Annotated in this window: 13 protein-coding genes; 8 read left to right on the top strand and 5 right to left on the bottom strand. The window is 69.1% G+C overall.

Going from position 1 to position 16,758, the window contains the following annotated elements:
* Position 1: 1 nt before the first annotated feature.
* Entirely contained in the window at positions 2 to 1,411 is a 1,410-nt protein-coding gene (locus RKE25_RS03475) for a coniferyl aldehyde dehydrogenase (protein WP_311840873.1), read from the top strand.
* Positions 1,412 to 1,517: 106 nt separating this feature from the next.
* On the opposite strand, the gene RKE25_RS03470 is transcribed toward RKE25_RS03475, so the two are convergent.
* A complete protein-coding gene (locus RKE25_RS03470; RefSeq protein ID WP_311840872.1) occupies positions 1,518 to 2,960 on the bottom strand; it encodes an outer membrane protein transport protein in 1,443 nt (480 codons plus the stop codon).
* Between the two features lie 301 nt (positions 2,961 to 3,261).
* On the opposite strand from RKE25_RS03470, the gene RKE25_RS03465 reads away from it, so the two are divergent.
* Together RKE25_RS03465 and RKE25_RS03460 are read left to right on the top strand one after the other, a co-directional pair.
* Complete coding sequence (locus tag RKE25_RS03465; RefSeq protein WP_311840871.1) at positions 3,262 to 3,552, top strand: YcgL domain-containing protein; 291 nt, start codon at positions 3,262 to 3,264, stop codon at positions 3,550 to 3,552.
* Positions 3,553 to 3,619: 67 nt separating this feature from the next.
* Positions 3,620 to 7,102 carry an ankyrin repeat domain-containing protein gene (locus tag RKE25_RS03460; RefSeq protein ID WP_311840870.1) on the top strand — a complete coding sequence of 1,161 codons (3,483 nt, stop codon included), beginning with the start codon at positions 3,620 to 3,622 and terminating at the stop codon, positions 7,100 to 7,102.
* A 174-nt stretch (positions 7,103 to 7,276) separates the two neighbouring features.
* On the opposite strand, the gene RKE25_RS03455 is transcribed toward RKE25_RS03460, so the two are convergent.
* Positions 7,277 to 9,109: a monovalent cation:proton antiporter-2 (CPA2) family protein gene (locus RKE25_RS03455; RefSeq protein WP_311840869.1), complete on the bottom strand. Its 1,833-nt coding sequence runs from the start codon at positions 9,107 to 9,109 to the stop codon at positions 7,277 to 7,279.
* 98 nt (positions 9,110 to 9,207) lie between these two features.
* Positions 9,208 to 10,098, bottom strand: a complete 891-nt coding sequence (locus tag RKE25_RS03450) for a LysR substrate-binding domain-containing protein (RefSeq protein ID WP_311840868.1) — start codon at positions 10,096 to 10,098, stop codon at positions 9,208 to 9,210.
* Positions 10,099 to 10,200: 102 nt separating this feature from the next.
* Here RKE25_RS03450 and RKE25_RS03445 point away from each other — a divergent pair, with 102 nt between their 5' ends.
* From RKE25_RS03445 to RKE25_RS03435, 3 genes are read left to right on the top strand one after another with little or no spacing between them, the layout of a single operon-like run.
* Positions 10,201 to 10,515: a carboxymuconolactone decarboxylase family protein gene (locus RKE25_RS03445; RefSeq protein ID WP_311840867.1), complete on the top strand. Its 315-nt coding sequence runs from the start codon at positions 10,201 to 10,203 to the stop codon at positions 10,513 to 10,515.
* Between the two features lie 2 nt (positions 10,516 to 10,517).
* Positions 10,518 to 11,108, top strand: a complete 591-nt coding sequence (locus tag RKE25_RS03440) for a DUF4865 family protein (RefSeq protein WP_311840866.1) — start codon at positions 10,518 to 10,520, stop codon at positions 11,106 to 11,108.
* A gap of 10 nt (positions 11,109 to 11,118) precedes the next feature.
* Complete coding sequence (locus RKE25_RS03435; RefSeq protein WP_311840865.1) at positions 11,119 to 11,499, top strand: tautomerase family protein; 381 nt, start codon at positions 11,119 to 11,121, stop codon at positions 11,497 to 11,499.
* A 242-nt stretch (positions 11,500 to 11,741) separates the two neighbouring features.
* On the opposite strand, the gene hemB is transcribed toward RKE25_RS03435, so the two are convergent.
* Together hemB and ugpC are read right to left on the bottom strand one after the other, a co-directional pair.
* Positions 11,742 to 12,734, bottom strand: coding sequence for a porphobilinogen synthase (hemB, locus tag RKE25_RS03430; RefSeq protein WP_311840864.1), 993 nt, complete (start codon positions 12,732 to 12,734; stop codon positions 11,742 to 11,744).
* A gap of 85 nt (positions 12,735 to 12,819) precedes the next feature.
* On the bottom strand, positions 12,820 to 13,914 hold the full coding sequence (gene ugpC / locus RKE25_RS03425) for a sn-glycerol-3-phosphate ABC transporter ATP-binding protein UgpC (protein ID WP_311840863.1): 1,095 nt from the start codon (positions 13,912 to 13,914) through the stop codon (positions 12,820 to 12,822).
* A 172-nt stretch (positions 13,915 to 14,086) separates the two neighbouring features.
* Here ugpC and RKE25_RS03420 point away from each other — a divergent pair, with 172 nt between their 5' ends.
* Both RKE25_RS03420 and glk read left to right on the top strand, forming a co-directional pair.
* Positions 14,087 to 15,439 (top strand): GH1 family beta-glucosidase, encoded by a 1,353-nt coding sequence (locus RKE25_RS03420; RefSeq protein ID WP_311840862.1) that lies wholly within the window; start codon positions 14,087 to 14,089, stop codon positions 15,437 to 15,439.
* Between the two features lie 44 nt (positions 15,440 to 15,483).
* Positions 15,484 to 16,503, top strand: coding sequence for a glucokinase (gene glk, locus RKE25_RS03415; RefSeq protein WP_311840861.1), 1,020 nt, complete (start codon positions 15,484 to 15,486; stop codon positions 16,501 to 16,503).
* Positions 16,504 to 16,758 lie beyond the last annotated feature (255 nt).

Here is a 16,758-nt window from a genome sequence, read left to right as displayed (position 1 = left end):
GATGACCGTCACCGACACGCTCGATGCCCTGCTCCTGCGCATGCGCGACGCGCATGCGCGCGACCCCATGCCTGCGTGGCCCGCGCGCGCCGCGCGATTGCGCGCGCTGCAGGCGCTGATCGCCGATCACCGCGGCGACATCGCTGATGCTATCCACCAGGATTTCGGCGGGCGTCCCTCGGAGGAAACCGACCTGCTCGAGGTGTTTCCCAGCCTGTCGGCGATCCGCCATGCCCTGCGGCATGGCCGCCGCTGGATGAAGCCGCGCCGCAGCCTGCCGGGACTGCTGTTCCTGCCCGCGCGCAACGAGCTGCGTCCTCAGCCGCTGGGCGTGGTGGGCATCATCGTGCCGTGGAACTACCCGCTGTATCTCGCTGCCGGACCGATGATCGACGCGTTGGCGGCGGGCAACCGCGTGATGGTCAAGATGAGCGAGTACACGCCGCGCTTCTCCGCGCTGTTCGCGCAGCTGGCGGCGCGGTATTTCAAGCCCGACGAAGTGCAGATCGTGCTGGGCGCCGCCGACGTGGCGCAGGCATTCTCCGCGTTGCCGTTCGACCATCTGCTGTTCACCGGCTCCACCGCCGTGGGCCGCCACGTGATGCGCGCGGCGTCGGCGAACCTCACGCCAGTCACCCTGGAGCTGGGCGGCAAATCTCCGGCCATCGTCGGCCCCGGGGCTCGTTTCGGGCATGCGGTGGAACGCATCCTGGTAGGCAAGCTGTTCAACGCGGGGCAGACCTGCATCGCACCGGACTACGTGCTGCTGCCGCGAGCGCGCATCGATGAGTTCGTCACGACCGCGCGCGCGGTCGCCGCCCGGCTCTATCCGCGACCGATCGACAACGCGCAGTACGCCAGCATCATTTCCGAACGCCAGTACCAGCGCCTGGCCGACCTGCGCGATTCGGCAAAGCAGGGAGGCGCCCGCATCGAACCGCTGGGCGAAGGCAGCGACGACGTCGCAAAACAGCGCATGCTTCCCCTGCTACTGACCGGCGCGAACGACGGCCTGCCGGTGATGCAGGAGGAGATCTTCGGTCCGCTACTGCCGCTGGTGCCTTACGACGATCTCGACCAGGCCATCGCCTACGTCGCCGCGCGGCCGCATCCGCTGGCGTTGTACCTGTTCGAGGAAGACCGCGGACGGATCGATCGCGTGCTCGCCCGCACCACCGCCGGCGGCGTAACCGTCAACGACACGCTGTACCACATCGCCCAGCACGGATTGCCGTTCGGCGGTGTCGGGCCTTCGGGTACCGGCGGCTATCACGGGGAGGCGGGATTCCGTACGTTCTCCCACGTAAAACCGGTGTTCCGCCAGGCGCGCGTCAACGGCGCGGGATTGTTGAATCCGCCCTACGGCGAGCGGTTCCGGCGCATGGTCCAGCTGATGCTCAAGCGAGGCTGACGGGCGGGCGCCGCCGAATGGATAGCGATGGGCGCTGCGTTCTGCTTCATAAAAAAACCTCCCCGCTCGCGCGGGGAGGTTTTTTGTTACCGAAGAACCTTGGCGCTTAGAACTTGTACTGCGCCGAGATGCTCAGCAGGTTGCCGTAATCGTCGAAGCTGCCCGTCAACGTGTCGCCCGTCGAGCTGGCCACGCCCTGGATGTGCGCGTTGTTGACGAAGATGTGGGTGTAGCCGGCGTTCAACTCGAAGTGTTCGCTGGCCTTGTAGCCCACGCCGAACGAGAGGAACTTGCGGGTCGAATCCGGCACGCGCGGGCTGCGGGTGCTCGCATGGGTCGGCGTGGTATCCACGGACACGCCGGCACGCAGGGTCACCTTGTCGTTGAGGTAGTAATCGCCGCCCACCGCCGCGTACCAGGTGTTGCGCCAGTTGTACTGCTCCACGCTCGGCGGCTGCGCCGGGTTGCCGTAGTCGACGCGCAGTTCCTTGAACACGTCCCACTTGGTCCAGGCCAAGTCGAAGCCCAGGCCGAACTTCTCGTCCTGGTGCCAGAAGCTGGCGGTAGCGGTGGCGGGCGTGGTGAAGTCCGCGGTACCCGTGGTGTGCGTGAACGGCACGCCGCCGGCGCCGGCGAGCAGCGCGGCCACGGTCGGGTTGGCCAGCAGGGCCTGCACGTTGGTCGGCACGGTGAAGTTGCCGGTGCCTTCCAGCTTGTGCGAGATCTTCGAGTGGTAGTTCAGCGCCAGGCGGTCATTCGGAGTCAGCTTCCAGTAGCCGCCCAGCTGCCAGCCGTAGCCCCAGTCGTCGCCCTTGATGCGGGCCAGGCCGTCGCTGCCCGGCGGCACCACGAGGCTGACCTGCTGGCCCAGGGCCTGCGCCTGGGCCGGGGTGATCTTGCCGGCCAGCGCGGCCTGCTGCACCAGGCCCAGGCCCACGGCGTTGAAGTTGATCGCGCTGGTAAGTTCCGCGCTGGTCTTCTGCGCGATGAAGCTGGCGCCCAGGGTGAAGGTGTCGGTCACGTCGAACGAGGCGGACAGCGTGCCGTCCAGCGACTCGAACTTGGACTTGATGGCGTTGTAGCGGCCCTTCCAGGTGCGGTCGTACTCGGTCAGGAAGCCGAACGGCACCGAGAAGCCGGCACCGATGTGCCAGCGGTCGCTCACCTGGGTGGCGAAGAACAGCGCCGGCACCGGCATCGTGGTGCCGGCGTCGCCGCCGTTGCCGCCGCCGATCGGGCGGCCGAGCGCGTCACGGGAGGAACCGCTGAACTTGGCGCCGAAGTTGATGGCGGTGACGTCGGCCTGGAAATAGGTGCCCTTCAGGTCGGTCATAGCGGCGGGGTTGTTGACCACCACCGACACGTCGCCGCCCGCGGTCGCCGAGCCGGCATAGGCGCGACCCATGGACTTGGCGCTGTTTTCCTTCAGCTGGAAGGCGCTGGCTTCGGCGCGCTGCGGCGCGAACAAGGCGCCGGCGACAGCCAGGCTCAGCGCGGCGAGGGCGAGCGGGCGCGCCGCACGCGAAAAGGAAAAGAGAGAACTCTGCATCGGAAGCTCCTGCTTATCGTTAGTCCGGATCGGGTCACAGTAAGGGGCTGACCGGCAAGAAAATTCATACGCGCGTTTGACATCCCCGGCCGGCACTGTGCCGGCTGAACGGGAGCCTTGCAAGTGCGGTCGCAGCAATTGACGAATTAGGCATCGATCACGGGCGTTCGACCGTCAATGGCGGAAGATCGGCACCGTGCGCGTTGACCGTCGGGGCCAAGGCGCGGACCATTGCCGGTCGTCATTCCGCGCTGCAGCGACACGCGGTGCGCCACTGTCTTCCGTTCTCTGGGTCAAACCTATGCACTGTTTCGTCTATGCCAGCCTGCGCAAGGCCGACACCTATGTCTGGCTTGCCCGACACGACGACTTCGGCGTCCTGCCGGAATCGCTCGCGCTGATGCTCGGCGACCTGCGCTTCGTGCTCGAAGTGGAACTGGACGCGCAGCGCAAGCTGCCGAAGGAAGACGCCACCGCAGTGCTCAAGAATCTCCAGGAGCAGGGCTGGCATCTGCAGCTGCCGCCGCAGCACACGATCTCGGTGGCGCAACCGGCCTTCAAGGACTCGCCGCTCGGTGGGCACGGCGAATGAGTACGCCGGCGTTCGATTAACGCCGGGTTACCTTCTGCCGTTCTAACGATTCCTATACTCCCTGCCCATGTCCTATTCCAAAACGCGCCGCCCGCCGCCTTTCCTGCAGGGCCTGCTCTGGTTCGTGCCCGGCCTCCTGGCCGTCGCCGTCGCGGCTCTCAGCGCCAGCCCGCTTTCGCTGATTCCCCTGCTGCTGGCCAATGCGCTGACCATGGCGGCGGTGTGCCACGCGATCGGCTTCGATCCAGAACCGCGTTTCCTGCGCACGGTGCTGCGCCGCGGCGCAGCGCATCTGGTGATGTTCACCGGCTACGTGGTGCTGGTGTTCCTGCTGGTCGCGTGGCCGATGCTGCGCCTCAACCAGGCGCACAACCTGGGCGCGGCCCTGCTGCTTGCCGGCGCACTGGTCGTCGCGCTGGCGGCGTTGTGGCGGATGTGGCCGGCGTTCGGCCTCGTCTACGTGTGGGACGATGCCTACCCGCCCCAACAAGGCCAGGGGCCGCACAACGAAGGCTCGTGGATCTTCACCGCCACGGCGCGCAGCATCGCCTTCGGCCGCCACCTGTCGCGCGAGGAGCGCTTCTTTACGCATTTCCTGCCCGCCGCGCTGGCGCTGCTGGTGCTGGCCTTCGCGGCGATCGCGCTGGCCGGACTCTACGGCGTACTGCCGTCGGAGCTGCGCATCACCGCGCTGGCGATCTATGGCGTAGTGCTGCTGCCGCTGTGCTGCCTGGTGATCGCCAACCGCACGCTGCGCGCGCTGCTGTGCGAAAGCCGGCGCCCCCGCCAGGCCGCGCCGTCGCGGCCCGAGCCCGCCGCCGCGCCGAAGCCGAAGCCGGCGCCCGTGCTCAACGAGCAGGAGCGCACCGCCGGCACGCCCGAGCAGGCGCAGGCCTTGCTCGCGGCGACGCGCGATGGCGACATCGAACGCGCGCTGGCCCTGATCGAGGCCGGCGCCGACCCGAACACCGCGCCGCCGCCCGGCGACCGCGACCAGCGCCCGGTACTGATGCTCGCCGCGCTGCTGCCGGACACCCGCCTGCTCCGCGCCCTGATCGCCAAGGGCGCCGATGTGAATCGCGCCAGCGGCGGCCTCACGCCACTGCTGGCCGCCACGCGCGACAGCTGGCACGGCCGTCCCGATGCGGTGATGACGCTGCTGGCCAATGGCGCCAGCCCGCTCGCCGTCGACACCGAAGGCAACACCGCGCTGCACGGCGCGGTGCTGAGCGAGGAGCCGATCGTCGCCGCCATGCTGCTCGATGCCGGCGCGCCGCCGAATGCGCTCAACCGCGCACGGGTGAGCCCGCTTGCCACCGCGTGCCGCGCGGCGAACTGGCCGCTGGTGAAGTTCCTGCTGGAACACGGCGCCAAGCCCACGCCGCCCGACGGCGAGCCGGCCCTCGTCGCCGCCGCGGGTATCGCCGAGGACGATCCGGAAGGCGTACGCCTGCTGCTCAAGCACCGCGCCGCGGCGAACGCGGTGGACTCGCGCCACCGCAGCGCCCTGATGGAGGCCGCGTCGGAAGGTCACGAACAGATCTGCCGCGTGCTGCGCCAGGCCGGCGCCGACGTCACGCTTGCCGACCGCCACGGCCGCACCGCGCTGATGGAAGCCGCGCGTGCCGGCAAGGTCGGCATCGTGCAGCTGCTGGCGGAGGCGCAGCCCGACGCACGCGTGCGCGACGTGCACGGCCGCGACGCGCTCACGCTCGCCTGCCAGTCGCCGCAGGCGCACGCGGAGACTATCCGCGCCCTGCTCGCGCTGGGCGCGGAGCCCCGGACGCCGGGCGCCGACGGCCGCAGCGCGCTGGACCACGCCGCCGCCGCGGGTCGCTGGGACCTGGTCGCGCTGCTGGACCCGGACACGCCGCTGCCCACCAACCTGCGTTTCGACGAAGCCCTGGCCGAAGGCGCGGATACGCCGGCTCATCTGCTCGATGCGCTGCGCTTCGGTCACTGGGCCATCGTGTCCACCTTCACCCAGCGGGTGAAGGAATGGCCGCAGTCGCAGCTGGCGCAGCTCTATCTCGACCTGGCCGGCCCCGGCCTCGCAGCCGCGCGGCGCTGGCTGCTGGAACACGCCCTGTCACCCGAAGCGCGCCTGCAGCCGCAGCTGGTGGACGACGCAGAGGTCGCCGAAGACCGCGAACCCGCACTGCCCCCGCTGGGCCGCCGCCTGTTCGATGCGCTGCTGCCGCAGCTGCCGGCCTCCGCCGAGGCGATCGAGGACCTGCTCGCGGCCGGCGCCAGCCCCGCCGGTGCGGGCCTGTTCGCCCAGGCGTTGCAGCGGCTGGACGACAGCGCCGCGGCCTCGACGCTGGCCGTGGACCTGCTGGAGCGTGGCGCCGATCCGTTCGGCACGGAGGCGCGCGAACGCACCCCGGTGCACGTGGCCGCTGCGCAAGGACAACTGCGCGTGCTGCAGGCGCTGCTCGCGCGCGGCTGCGATCCCAATACGCGCGACACCCAGGGACGCACGCCACTGTTCGCCGCGGTCGAACACGGCGAGAAGGCGCTGCCGCTGGTGCGCGTATTGGTGGCGCACGGCGCCGACGCTGAAGCGACCGACGCCAACGGCGAAACGCCGCTGGGCCTGGCGTTCGATCATCCGCAGATCGAACGCTGGCTGGATTGGGGCGAGTGGACACGCCCACGCCGCGCCCTGCGTGCCGACGACCTCCCCGCCGCCGCCGCGGCCGGTGCCGTGGCCGCGGTGGAGCGCATGCTCGAACTCGGCTTGCCGGTGAACACCCGGGACCGCCAGGGCGCGACCGCGCTCCTGCACGCCTGCGGCATGGGCCATCGCGACGTGGCGGCGCGCCTGCTCGACGCCGGCGCGGATACCTCCCTGACCGCCGCCAACGGCATGACGGCGCTCGCCGCCGCGGTGGCGGGCCGCCGTGATACGGCGGTGGCGCTGCTGCTGGAGCACGGTGTGGACGTCGACCAGCGGCTGCCCGGCGAAGCGACCGCGTTGATGGTGGCCGCAGCGATGGGTCATTCGGACATGGCCGAACAGCTGCTCGACGGCGGCGCGGACATTCACGCGGTGGACGCGCGCGGCCATAGCGCGCTGCATGCCGCCGCCCAGTTCGGCTTCGAGCACAACGACAGCCTGCGCGCGCGGCGCCTGTTCGACGTGCTGCTCAAGCGCGGCGCCGACGTGAACCGCGCCGACAAGGACGGCATGGCGCCGCTGCAGTTGCTGCTGGGTGCGCACGTGCGCCCGGGCAGCCCCTGCGACGCCACCCACATCGGGGCGCTGGTGCCGGTGCTGCTGGATGCGGGCGCGCGCATCGAGCACGCCGACCAGCGCGGCGTCACCGCGCTGCACGCCTGTGCCATGCATGCGCTCCTGCCGCCGGCGCGCGTGCTGCTCGCGCGCGGCGCCGACCGCAGCGCGGCCGACGCGTTCGGCCGCACGCCCGCGGACGTCGCGCGCCAGCTCGGCCTGGTCGATATCGCGCATGAGCTGGCGGCGCGCGCGGGGACGGTGATGCCGAGTGTGCGGCAGACCTTGCGCCAACCGGCGCAGCCTGCGGAATAAGGTCGGTACGAACGGCTGACTGGGGTGAACCGAAGCGAACACCGGTCATTCGCGTGTTCGAAAGGCTTGGGCGACAGGGTCATTCAGCAGCTCATCGCGACCTGCTGATCTTCCGCGCTCCGTAGGTCCGCCCTCACGCAGGCCCTCTCCCCGAGGGAGAGGACGTTTGTCTGATCAGGTCGGGTCCTGCAGCGGCTCGACCTTCGCCTGTTCCCGCTCCTGGCGCGCCACCGGGTCGTCGTCCGCATCGAACAGATGCATCAGATCGTTGAGCGCTTCCTTCGAGGTCTGCACCAGCCGCGTCTCGTCGTCGTAGACCAGGTACTGCGCCTTCAGCAGCTTCATGTCGTGCTGCCGGAAGCGTTCCACGCGGTCGGTCGCGAGTTCGCTCGACAGGCCCAGCGCCTCGAGCGTCTTGCGGGTCATCTTGAGGCTGGAATAGAACGTCTCGCGCACCGGCTCCTCCACGCCCAGGTCCATCAGCCGGTACACGTGCTGGCGGTTGCGCGCGCGGGCGATGATCTTCAGATGCGGATACTGCCGGCGCACCAGCCGCGCGATGCGCAGGTTGGCCTCCGGATCGTCCGTGGCGAGCACGAACACCTCGGCCTGGTCGGCCTGGGCCGCGCGCAGCAGGTCCGGCCGGGCCGGATCGCCGAAGAACAGCGAGGTGTTGTTGAAGCGGCGCAGCGTGTCCATCTGCTCCACGGAAGACTCCAGCGCCACGAACGGAATGCGCTGCGCGCGCAGCACGCGGCCGACGATCTGCCCCACGCGTCCAAAGCCGGCGATGATCACGCGCGGCGGCGCGGTCTCGATGGTGTCGTACTCGCGGTCGGGCTTCTTGGCCTTCACGTCGATGGCCTTGGCCACGATCGCCACGGCCAGCGGCGTCATCGCCATCGACAGGGTGATGGCCAGGACGATCAGCCCCTGCTGCGTGTCGGTAATGAGGCGCTGCTCGCCGGCCTGCTTGAGCACCACGAAGGCGAATTCGCCGCCGCAGGCCAGCAACACCACCATGCGCAGCGTGTCCGCGCGGTTGAGCGAGCCGACGATGCGGCCCAGCGGCCACAGCAGCCCGGCCTTCACCGCGAGCACGGCCAATGTGAGGCCGAGCACCAGCAGCGGCTGGTGCAGCAGCAGCGACAGGTCCATCGACATGCCGACGCTGACGAAGAACAAGCCCAGCAGCAGGCCCTTGAACGGCTCGATATGCGACTCGAGTTCGTGGCGGTATTCCGAATCGGCCAGCAGCACGCCGGCGAGGAAGGCGCCGAGCGTGGAGGACACGCCCACCTCCTCCATCAGCCATGCCGTGCCCAGCACCACCAGCAGCGCGGTCGCGGTGGAGACTTCTTGCGCGTTCGCGCGCGCGACGAAACGGAAGACCGGGCGCAACAGATAGCGACCGCCGACCACCACGACCACGATCGCGCCCACCGTGCGCAAGCTGGCCTGCAGGTCCACGCCGTGCGGCGACGCGCTGCTCGCCAGCAGCGGCACGGCTGCGATCAGCGGGATGGCGGCCAGGTCCTGGAACAGCAATACGGCGAAGGTGATGCGGCCATAGGCCGAGCCGGCCTCCTTGCGTTCGGCCAGGATCTGCAGGCCGAACGCGGTGGACGACAACGCCAGGCTGGCGCCGACGATGGCCGAGGCGTTCGCAGTGAGGCCGAACAGGTAATAGCAGGCCATGCCGATCACCAGGCTGCACGAGGTCACCTGCAGCAGGCCCGCGCCGAACACCGCGCGGCGCATCACCCACAAGCGTTGCGGCGACAGTTCCAGACCGATCACGAACAGCATCAGCACCACGCCGAACTCGGAAATGGTGGAGACGCCTTCCGTGTCGCCCACCAGGCCGAGCACTTGCGGGCCGATCACCACTCCGGCGATGAGGAAGCCGAGTACCGCGCCGAGGCGGAAACGCTTGGTCAGCGGCACGGCGATGACCGTCGCCAGCAGGAACACCAGCGCGGTGTTGAGGAAGGAATGGCTTTCCACGAGCTCGCCCGGCAACGGAAGGGGTGACGGTGATTATTCCACGCGGCGCGATACGGCGAACGCGCGGACGACCGGAAATGTGTTGCCGCGCGCGGCGATCAAGCGAAGACCGACAGACCGTCCAGGCGCTGGCGCAGGATCGTCTCCAGCCGCGCGATGGCCGGCGCCGGCTCCGCTTCCGCGCGATGCAGGCACAGGCCGAGCGACGACATGCGCGGCAGGCCCGCCTCGTCCGGCGCGAGCGCGCGCACCGAAGCCGGCAAACCCACGCCCGTGCGCAGGGCCACGCCCAGGCCGGCCGCGACCGCCGCCCAGATACCGGCGAGGCTCGCGCTGGTGAAAGCGATGCGCCAGGGGATGCCGGCACGGTCCAGCGCCGCCGTCGCTGCGCTGCGCATCAGGCACGGCGCGTCGAGCGACACCAGCGGCAGGGGCTCGCCCTCGTGCGGCGACCAGCCGAGTTCACCGGCGGCCGGGCCGATCCAGCGCATCGGGATCTCGCCGAGGCGTTCGGCATGCGGTGTCGACGTGCCAGCGTCCCAGGCCAGCGCGAGGTCCAGGCGGCCGCCGGCGACGCGCTCCAGCAGCTCTGCGTTGCGCGCGATGCGGGCCTCGATGCGCACCCGGGGATGCGCGCGCGCGAAGCGGCCGAGTACCTCGGACAGGACCGCCTCGCCGAAGTCCTCCTGCAGCCCGAGGCGGATCCAGCCTTCCAGCTCCGCCCCCTGCAGCGCCGCGGCGGCCTCGTCGTTGAGTTCGAGCAGGCGGCGCGCATAGGCGAGCATGGTCTCGCCGGCGTCGGTGAGCGCCATGCCGCGCCCCTGGCGGCGCAGGATCGCCGTGCCGGCCTGTTCCTCCAGCTTCTTCAACTGCGCGCTCACTGCCGACGTGGAACGGCCCAGCCGGTCGGCCGCCCTGGCGAAGCTGCCCAGCTCCACGCCCAGCGTGAAACTGCGCAACACGTCGAGGTCGAAGTTCACCCGTCGCATGGGGATCGTCCCGATTTAGTGGACAGAATGTTTTGAATTTCCCGATTTTCGGGACGCCATTGTCGCGCTACGTTGGTCCGCGTCAACCCGCGGAGCCCCGCCATGCCCGAACCCATCGCACCCGGCCGTGCCGCCTTCGGCGACGTCGCACCGAAACTCGCCCAGCTCACCGACGAGGTGCTGTTCGGCGATGTCTGGCAGCGCGGGGCGTTGTCACCGCGCGAACGCAGCCTGGTCACCGTGGCCGCCCTGGTCGCGCTGCACCGCACGGAGCAGCTCCCCTTCCATCTGCGCCGCGCGCGCGACAACGGCCTGGCCCGCGACGAACTGGCCGAGTCGATCACCCACCTGGCTTTCTATGCGGGCTGGCCCGCCGCGGCCTCGGCCGTGGCGGCGCTGCGCGGGCTGGAGGACTGACCATGCTCGCCATGCAATACAGCATCACGCTGCCGGCGGATTACGACATGGCGATCATCCGCCGTCGCATCACCGACAAAGGCCACCTGCTGGACCATTTCCCGCGCCTGCGCTTCAAGGCCTACCTCTACGCCGACCGCCGCGCGGCCCGTCTGCCCACGCGGCACAACCTGTACGCGCCGTTCTACCTGTGGGACGACGCCGAGGGCATGAACGCCTTCCTCGGCAGCAGCGGCTTCGCCGGAGTCACCCAGGCGTTCGGCTGGCCCGAGGTACGCACCTGGTCGGTGTGGCAGGGCGACGTTTCGCCGGATGCCGCGCAGGCGGTTTGCGCCTCGTGCGACGTGGCGCCGATCGCGCCCTATGCCGACCTGGACGAACTGCGCGAGCGCGAAGCGGAGCGCACGCGCGCCGACCTCGCCGACGGCGCACTCGCCGCCGTCAGTGCCTTCGAGCCGACCGTCTGGACCTTGGTGCGCCTGCGCCTGTGGGGCGAACTGCGCCCCGAGCTGGCGCGCGAAGGGCGCCAGCTGTATCAGGTAGGCCACGTCTCCCTCCCGCGCCACACCCTTTCCGTTCCCGCCACCGCTTGAGGATGTCCCCATGCCCCTGGTCCGCATCGCCCTTCGCCGCGGCAAGTCGCCCGCCTACATCGCCGCACTGCGCGACGGCATCTACCGCGCCATGCTCGAGGCCTTCGACGTGCCGGAAAACGACCGCTTCATCCTGGTAAGCCAGCACGAAGCCGAGGAATTCGACTACGACGCGAATTACCTGGGCATCGCACGCGACGACGATCTGGTGATCGTGCAGATCGCGTGCAACAACACGCGCACGACCGAGAAGAAACAAGCGTTCTACCGGCGGGTGGCCGAGCTGCTGGCGGAGAAGCCGGGACTGCGGCCGGAGAATCTCCTCATCAATCTGCTGGAGACGGCGAAAGAGAACTGGTCGTTCGGGAATGGCGTAGCGCAGTACGTCTAGGGCGTTCCTCCGCCTTTGGAGAGAAAGTGCCCGCAGCGGTGGATGAAGGGCGGGTGCTCGCGCAGGAAGCTCTACGACGTGAGGCACACTTTAACGCTACCGTCTCACCGCTTCGTAGGCCCCCTCACCCCAACCCTCTCCCCGCAGGGGAGAGGGAGCCGCTTTAAAGGCTCCTGTCTTACCGCTTCGTAGGTACTCTCACCGCGCCCTCTCCCGCAGGGGAGAGGATGCGAAAGGAAGGCTCACTCGTCGCGGAGCCAGCGTGCGGCGTCGATCGCGTAATAGGTGAGGATCGCGTCCGCGCCCGCGCGCTTGAACGCGGTGAGCGACTCCAGCACCACGGCTTTTTCGTTGAGCCAGCCGTTCATCGAGGCGGCCTTCAACATCGCGTACTCGCCGCTCACCTGGTACACGAAGGTCGGCATGCCGAACGCGTCCTTCACCCGGCGCAGCACGTCGAGATACGGCATGCCCGGCTTGACCATCACCGCGTCCGCGCCTTCGGCGATATCGAGCTCCACTTCGCGCAACGCTTCGTCGCTGTTGCCCACGTCCATCTGGTACGTGTGCTTGTCGCCCTTGCCGAGGTTGGCGGCCGAGCCCACCGCGTCACGGAACGGGCCATAGAACGACGAGGCGTACTTGGCCGAGTAGGCCAGGATGCGGGTGTGGATGTAGCCGGCTTCCTCCAGCGCCTCGCGGATGGCGCCGATGCGGCCGTCCATCATGTCCGACGGCGCGACGAAATCCATGCCGGCCTCGGCCTGTGCCAGCGACATCTTGATGAGGGCCTCGACGGTGGGCTCGTTCATCACGTAGCCGTTCGCATCGATCAGGCCGTCCTGGCCGTGCGTGGTGTACGGGTCCAGCGCGACGTCGCCGATCAGGCCGAGCTGCGGATACTTCGCCTTCAGCGCCCGCGTCGCGCGCTGCATCAGGCCATCGGGATTCCACGCCTCGCGCGCGTCCTCGCTCTTGGCGTCCTGCCCCGGCGAGGGGAACAGCGCCAGCGCCGGAATGCCCAGGCGCACGCATTCGCCGGCGAGCTTCAGCAGTTCGTCGACCGACACGCGATCCACGCCGGGCATCGACGGCACCGGCTCGCGCTGGCCTTCGGCCTCGATCACGAAGGCGACCATGATCAGGTCGCTCGGCAGCAGGGTGTGCTCGCGCATCAACGCGCGGGAGAAGGCGTCGCGGCGCATGCGGCGCATGCGGATGGCGGGGAAGCTCATGGCGGACTCTCGCGGGGCGGAAGCGCGCATTTTAGCGCCGCGCCGGCCGCGCGCCGGCAGCCCGGTCACTTTGTCGCGCCCGCGCTCAGGCGGCGATCCGAGTGCCGGCCTGCGCGTCGAAGAAATGCAGCCGCTCGGGCGCGAAGCCGAAGTGCAGCGTGCTGCCCGGCGCCGGCAGGTCGCGCGGCGGCGTGCGCGCCACCAGCGCGAGGTCGGCATGGCGCAGATTGAGGAAGACTTCGTTGCCGACCGGCTCGACCACTTCCAGTTGCGCGCTGAGCACGGCGCCGTCCGCCGACGCCCGCGGGAGAAGGTCTTCGGGGCGCAGGCCGACGACCACCTCGCGCCCGGCCCAGCCTTCGAGCGCGCCGGCCTGCGGCAGCTCGCCCAGGTCGAGCTCGCCCTGCGGCATGGCGAGCTTCCATCCGCCGTCGCGCTGCAGCATGCCGCGCAGCAGGTTCATGGCCGGGCTGCCGAGGAAGCCGGCGACGAAGAGATTGGCCGGCCGGTCGTAGAGGTTCATCGGCGTATCGATCTGCTGGATCACGCCGCCATTGAGCACCACGATGCGCTGGCCCAGCGTCATCGCCTCGATCTGGTCGTGGGTGACGTAGACCATGGTCGCCTTCAGGCGCTGGTGGATCCGCGCGATCTCCACCCGCATCGACAGGCGCAGCTTCGCATCCAGGTTGGAAAGCGGTTCGTCCAGCAGGAATACCTTCGGATCGCGCACCAGCGCGCGGCCCAGCGCCACGCGCTGGCGCTGGCCGCCGGAGAGCGCCGCCGGACGCGCGTCCAGGCGCTGTTCCAGCTCCAGCATCCTGGCGGCCTCTGCCACGCGGCGGTCGATCTCCGCCTTGGGCTGCCCGCGCAGCTTGAGGCCGAAGCCGAGGTTCTCGGCCACTGTCATGTGCGGGTACAGCGCGTAGTTCTGGAACACCATGGCGATGTCGCGATCCTTCGGCGCGACCTCGTTCACGACGCGCTCGCCGATGGTCAGCGTGCCGTCGCTGATCGACTCCAGCCCCGCGATCATGCGCAGCAAGGTGGTCTTGCCGCAGCCGGACGGGCCGACCAGCACCAGCAGCTCGCCGTCGGCGATCTCGAAACTGGCGTCGGCCACGCCGACGTGGCCGTTCGGGTAGACCTTGCGCAGCTTGTCCAGGCGGACCTTGGCCATGAAGTGCTTCTCTCCTCGGGCCCGGCGGATCGAACCATACGGGCGGAATGCCGGCCAGCCCCGGGGCTGGCCATGAATGCGCCTGGGCGGGCTGCACAAGCGGGAAACATTCGGATATTCTCCAATGTAAACGTTTACATCAAGCCGCGATGCGGCATCCGAGATCTCATCCATGACCCGTAGCTACCGCTTTCCCGAAGGCTTCCTGTGGGGCGCCGCCACCTCTGCCTACCAGATCGAGGGCTCCCCGCTGGCCGACGGCGCCGGCCCCAGCATCTGGGAGCGCTTCGCGCACACGCCCGGGATGATGGTCGGCGGCGACACCGGCGACGTGGCCTGCGACCACTACCGCCGCTACAAGGACGACGTGCAGCTGATGAAGGCGCTGGGCCTGCAGGGCTACCGCTTCTCCATCGCCTGGGCGCGCGTGCTGCCGGAGGGCACCGGCCGGGTGAACGAGAAGGGCTTGGATTTCTACAAGCGCCTGGTCGACGAGCTGCTGGACAACGGCATCGCGCCGAACGCCACGCTGTTCCACTGGGACCTGCCCGCGGCGCTGGACGATCGCGGCGGCTGGCTCAACCGCGACAGCGCACATTGGTTCGCCGAGTACGCCGAAGTGATGTTCAAGGCGCTGGACGGCCGCGTGCAGCGCTGGGCCACCCTCAACGAGCCGTGGGTGGTCACCGACGGCGGCTACCTGCACGGCGCGCTGGCCCCGGGCCACCGCAGCAAGTACGAGGCGCCGATCGCCGCACACAACCTGATGCGTGCCAGCGGCGCCGGCATCCAGGCCTACCGCGCGCACGGCAAGCACGAGATCGGCGTGGTGTTCAACATCGAGCCGAAGTACCCGTACTCGCAGAGCCCCGAGGACCTGGCCGCCACCCGCCGCGCGCAGGCCTACATGAACGAGCAGTTCGCCGACCCGGCCCTTCTCGGCAGCTACCCGCCCGAGCTGAAGGACATCTTCGGCGATGCGTGGCCGGATTTCCCGGAAGACGATTTCAAGTTGACCAAGCAGACCGTCGACTTCGTCGGCATCAACTACTACACCCGCGCGGTGGTGAAGAACGATCCGAATCAGTACCCCCTGCAGGCTTCGCCGGTGCGCCAGCCCGGCAAGACCTACACCGAGACCGGCTGGGAAGTGTTCGAGCAGGGCCTGACCGACACGCTCACCTGGTTCAAGGACCGCTACGGCGACATCCCGCTGTACATCACCGAGAACGGATCCGCCTTCTACGATCCGCCGGTGGCCGAGGGCGACATGCTGGAAGACCCCCTGCGCGTCAGCTACTTGCGCAAGCATCTGAGGGCCGTGCGCAAGGCCATCGACGCCGGCGTGAACGTGCGGGGCTACTACGCCTGGTCGCTCATGGACAATCTCGAGTGGTCCCTGGGTTTCTCCAAGCGCTTTGGCCTGTACCATGTGGATTTCGCCACGCAGAAGCGCACGCCCAAGGCGACGGCGAAACTCTATTCCAAGGTCATCGAGAGCAACGGGGCGGTGCTGGACGACTGAGGCCGCACCCGTCAGGCTTGCGTGACCCGTTGCCAGGACCGTTCATGAGCTCGACCTCCAGCGCCAAGACCCTGCTCGCCGACCTCGGCGGCACCAATGTCCGCTTCGCCCTGGCCGACCCGGCCCTGCCCAACCCGTTGCTGCTGGACAGCGTGCGGAGGTACCGGGTCAAGGACTTCCCGTCCATGGCCGACACCATCCGCCAGTACTTCGCCGACAGCGGGCTGTCGGCGTCGCGCGCGGTGATCGCCGCCGCCGGCCGCATCGTGGACGGCGAGACGGTGAAGGTCACCAACAATCCCTGGCAGGTCTCCGCGCATGGCCTGGCTGCCGACCTGAAGTTCGAATCGGTCCGCCTGATCAACGATTTCGCCGCGCAAGGCATGGCCGTGCCGCTGCTGGCGCAGGAACAGCTCACGCCGGTGGGCAAGCCGCGTCCGCCGAAGATCGGCGCGCACCACGCGCAGACCTTCGTGGTGGTGGGCCCCGGCACCGGCCTGGGCGTCGCCGGTTTGCTGCTGCGCGACGGCCGCTGGACGGTGCTGGAGACCGAGGGCGGCCACGCCGGCTTCGCCGCGCATACGGCCGAGGACGTCGAGATCCTGCATCGCCTCAATGCGCGCTTCGGCCGCGTCTCCAACGAGCGCATGATCTGCGGCAACGGCCTGGTGAATCTCTATCTCGCCCTGGCCGACATCGAAGGCCTCAAGGCCGAGGAATACACCCCCGAGGACATCACCAACCGCGCGAACGCGAACGCCGACCCGCTGTGCGTACGCACGGTGGAAACGCTGGCCGGCATCTTCGGCAGCGTGGCGGGCGACCTGGTGCTGAGCCTGGGCGGCTGGGACGGCGTGTTCCTCACCGGCGGCGTGCTGCCGATCCTGCTGCCTTGGCTGCAGCACGGTGGTTTCCGCGAGCGTTTCGAGGCGAAGGGTCGCTTCAAGGAGACGATGGAGCAGGTGCCGACCATTGCGATGACACACCCGGAGACGGGGTTGCTGGGCGCGGCGGCGTTTGCGGTGTTGGAGAGTGGGCGGCCGTTGGTGCCGCCGGCGGGCTGATTTTTTCTTTCCGCCTGGTGGGCGGGTTCTTTGCGCTGCCGAACGGGGCGATTTCCTTTGCCTCCGTGATTTCCACGTAGGTGGGCGACGCGATGGCGCAGAGAGGCTATGTGGTTGCCCCGCTCTCATCTTTGTCATTCCGGCGCAGGCCGGAACCCAGGGGCGATATCGCTCGAATGTCGCGACGTGGTCGCCAGTGGTGTCTCGCCCCTCGCGGGGCGAGGGTTTCGCTCTCCTGCCGGAGAGCGAGTTACT

The organism is Dyella sp. BiH032 (genome assembly GCF_031954525.1).
GTDB lineage: Bacteria > Pseudomonadota > Gammaproteobacteria > Xanthomonadales > Rhodanobacteraceae > Dyella_D.
This window is presented reverse-complemented; position numbering and strand designations above follow the sequence as displayed.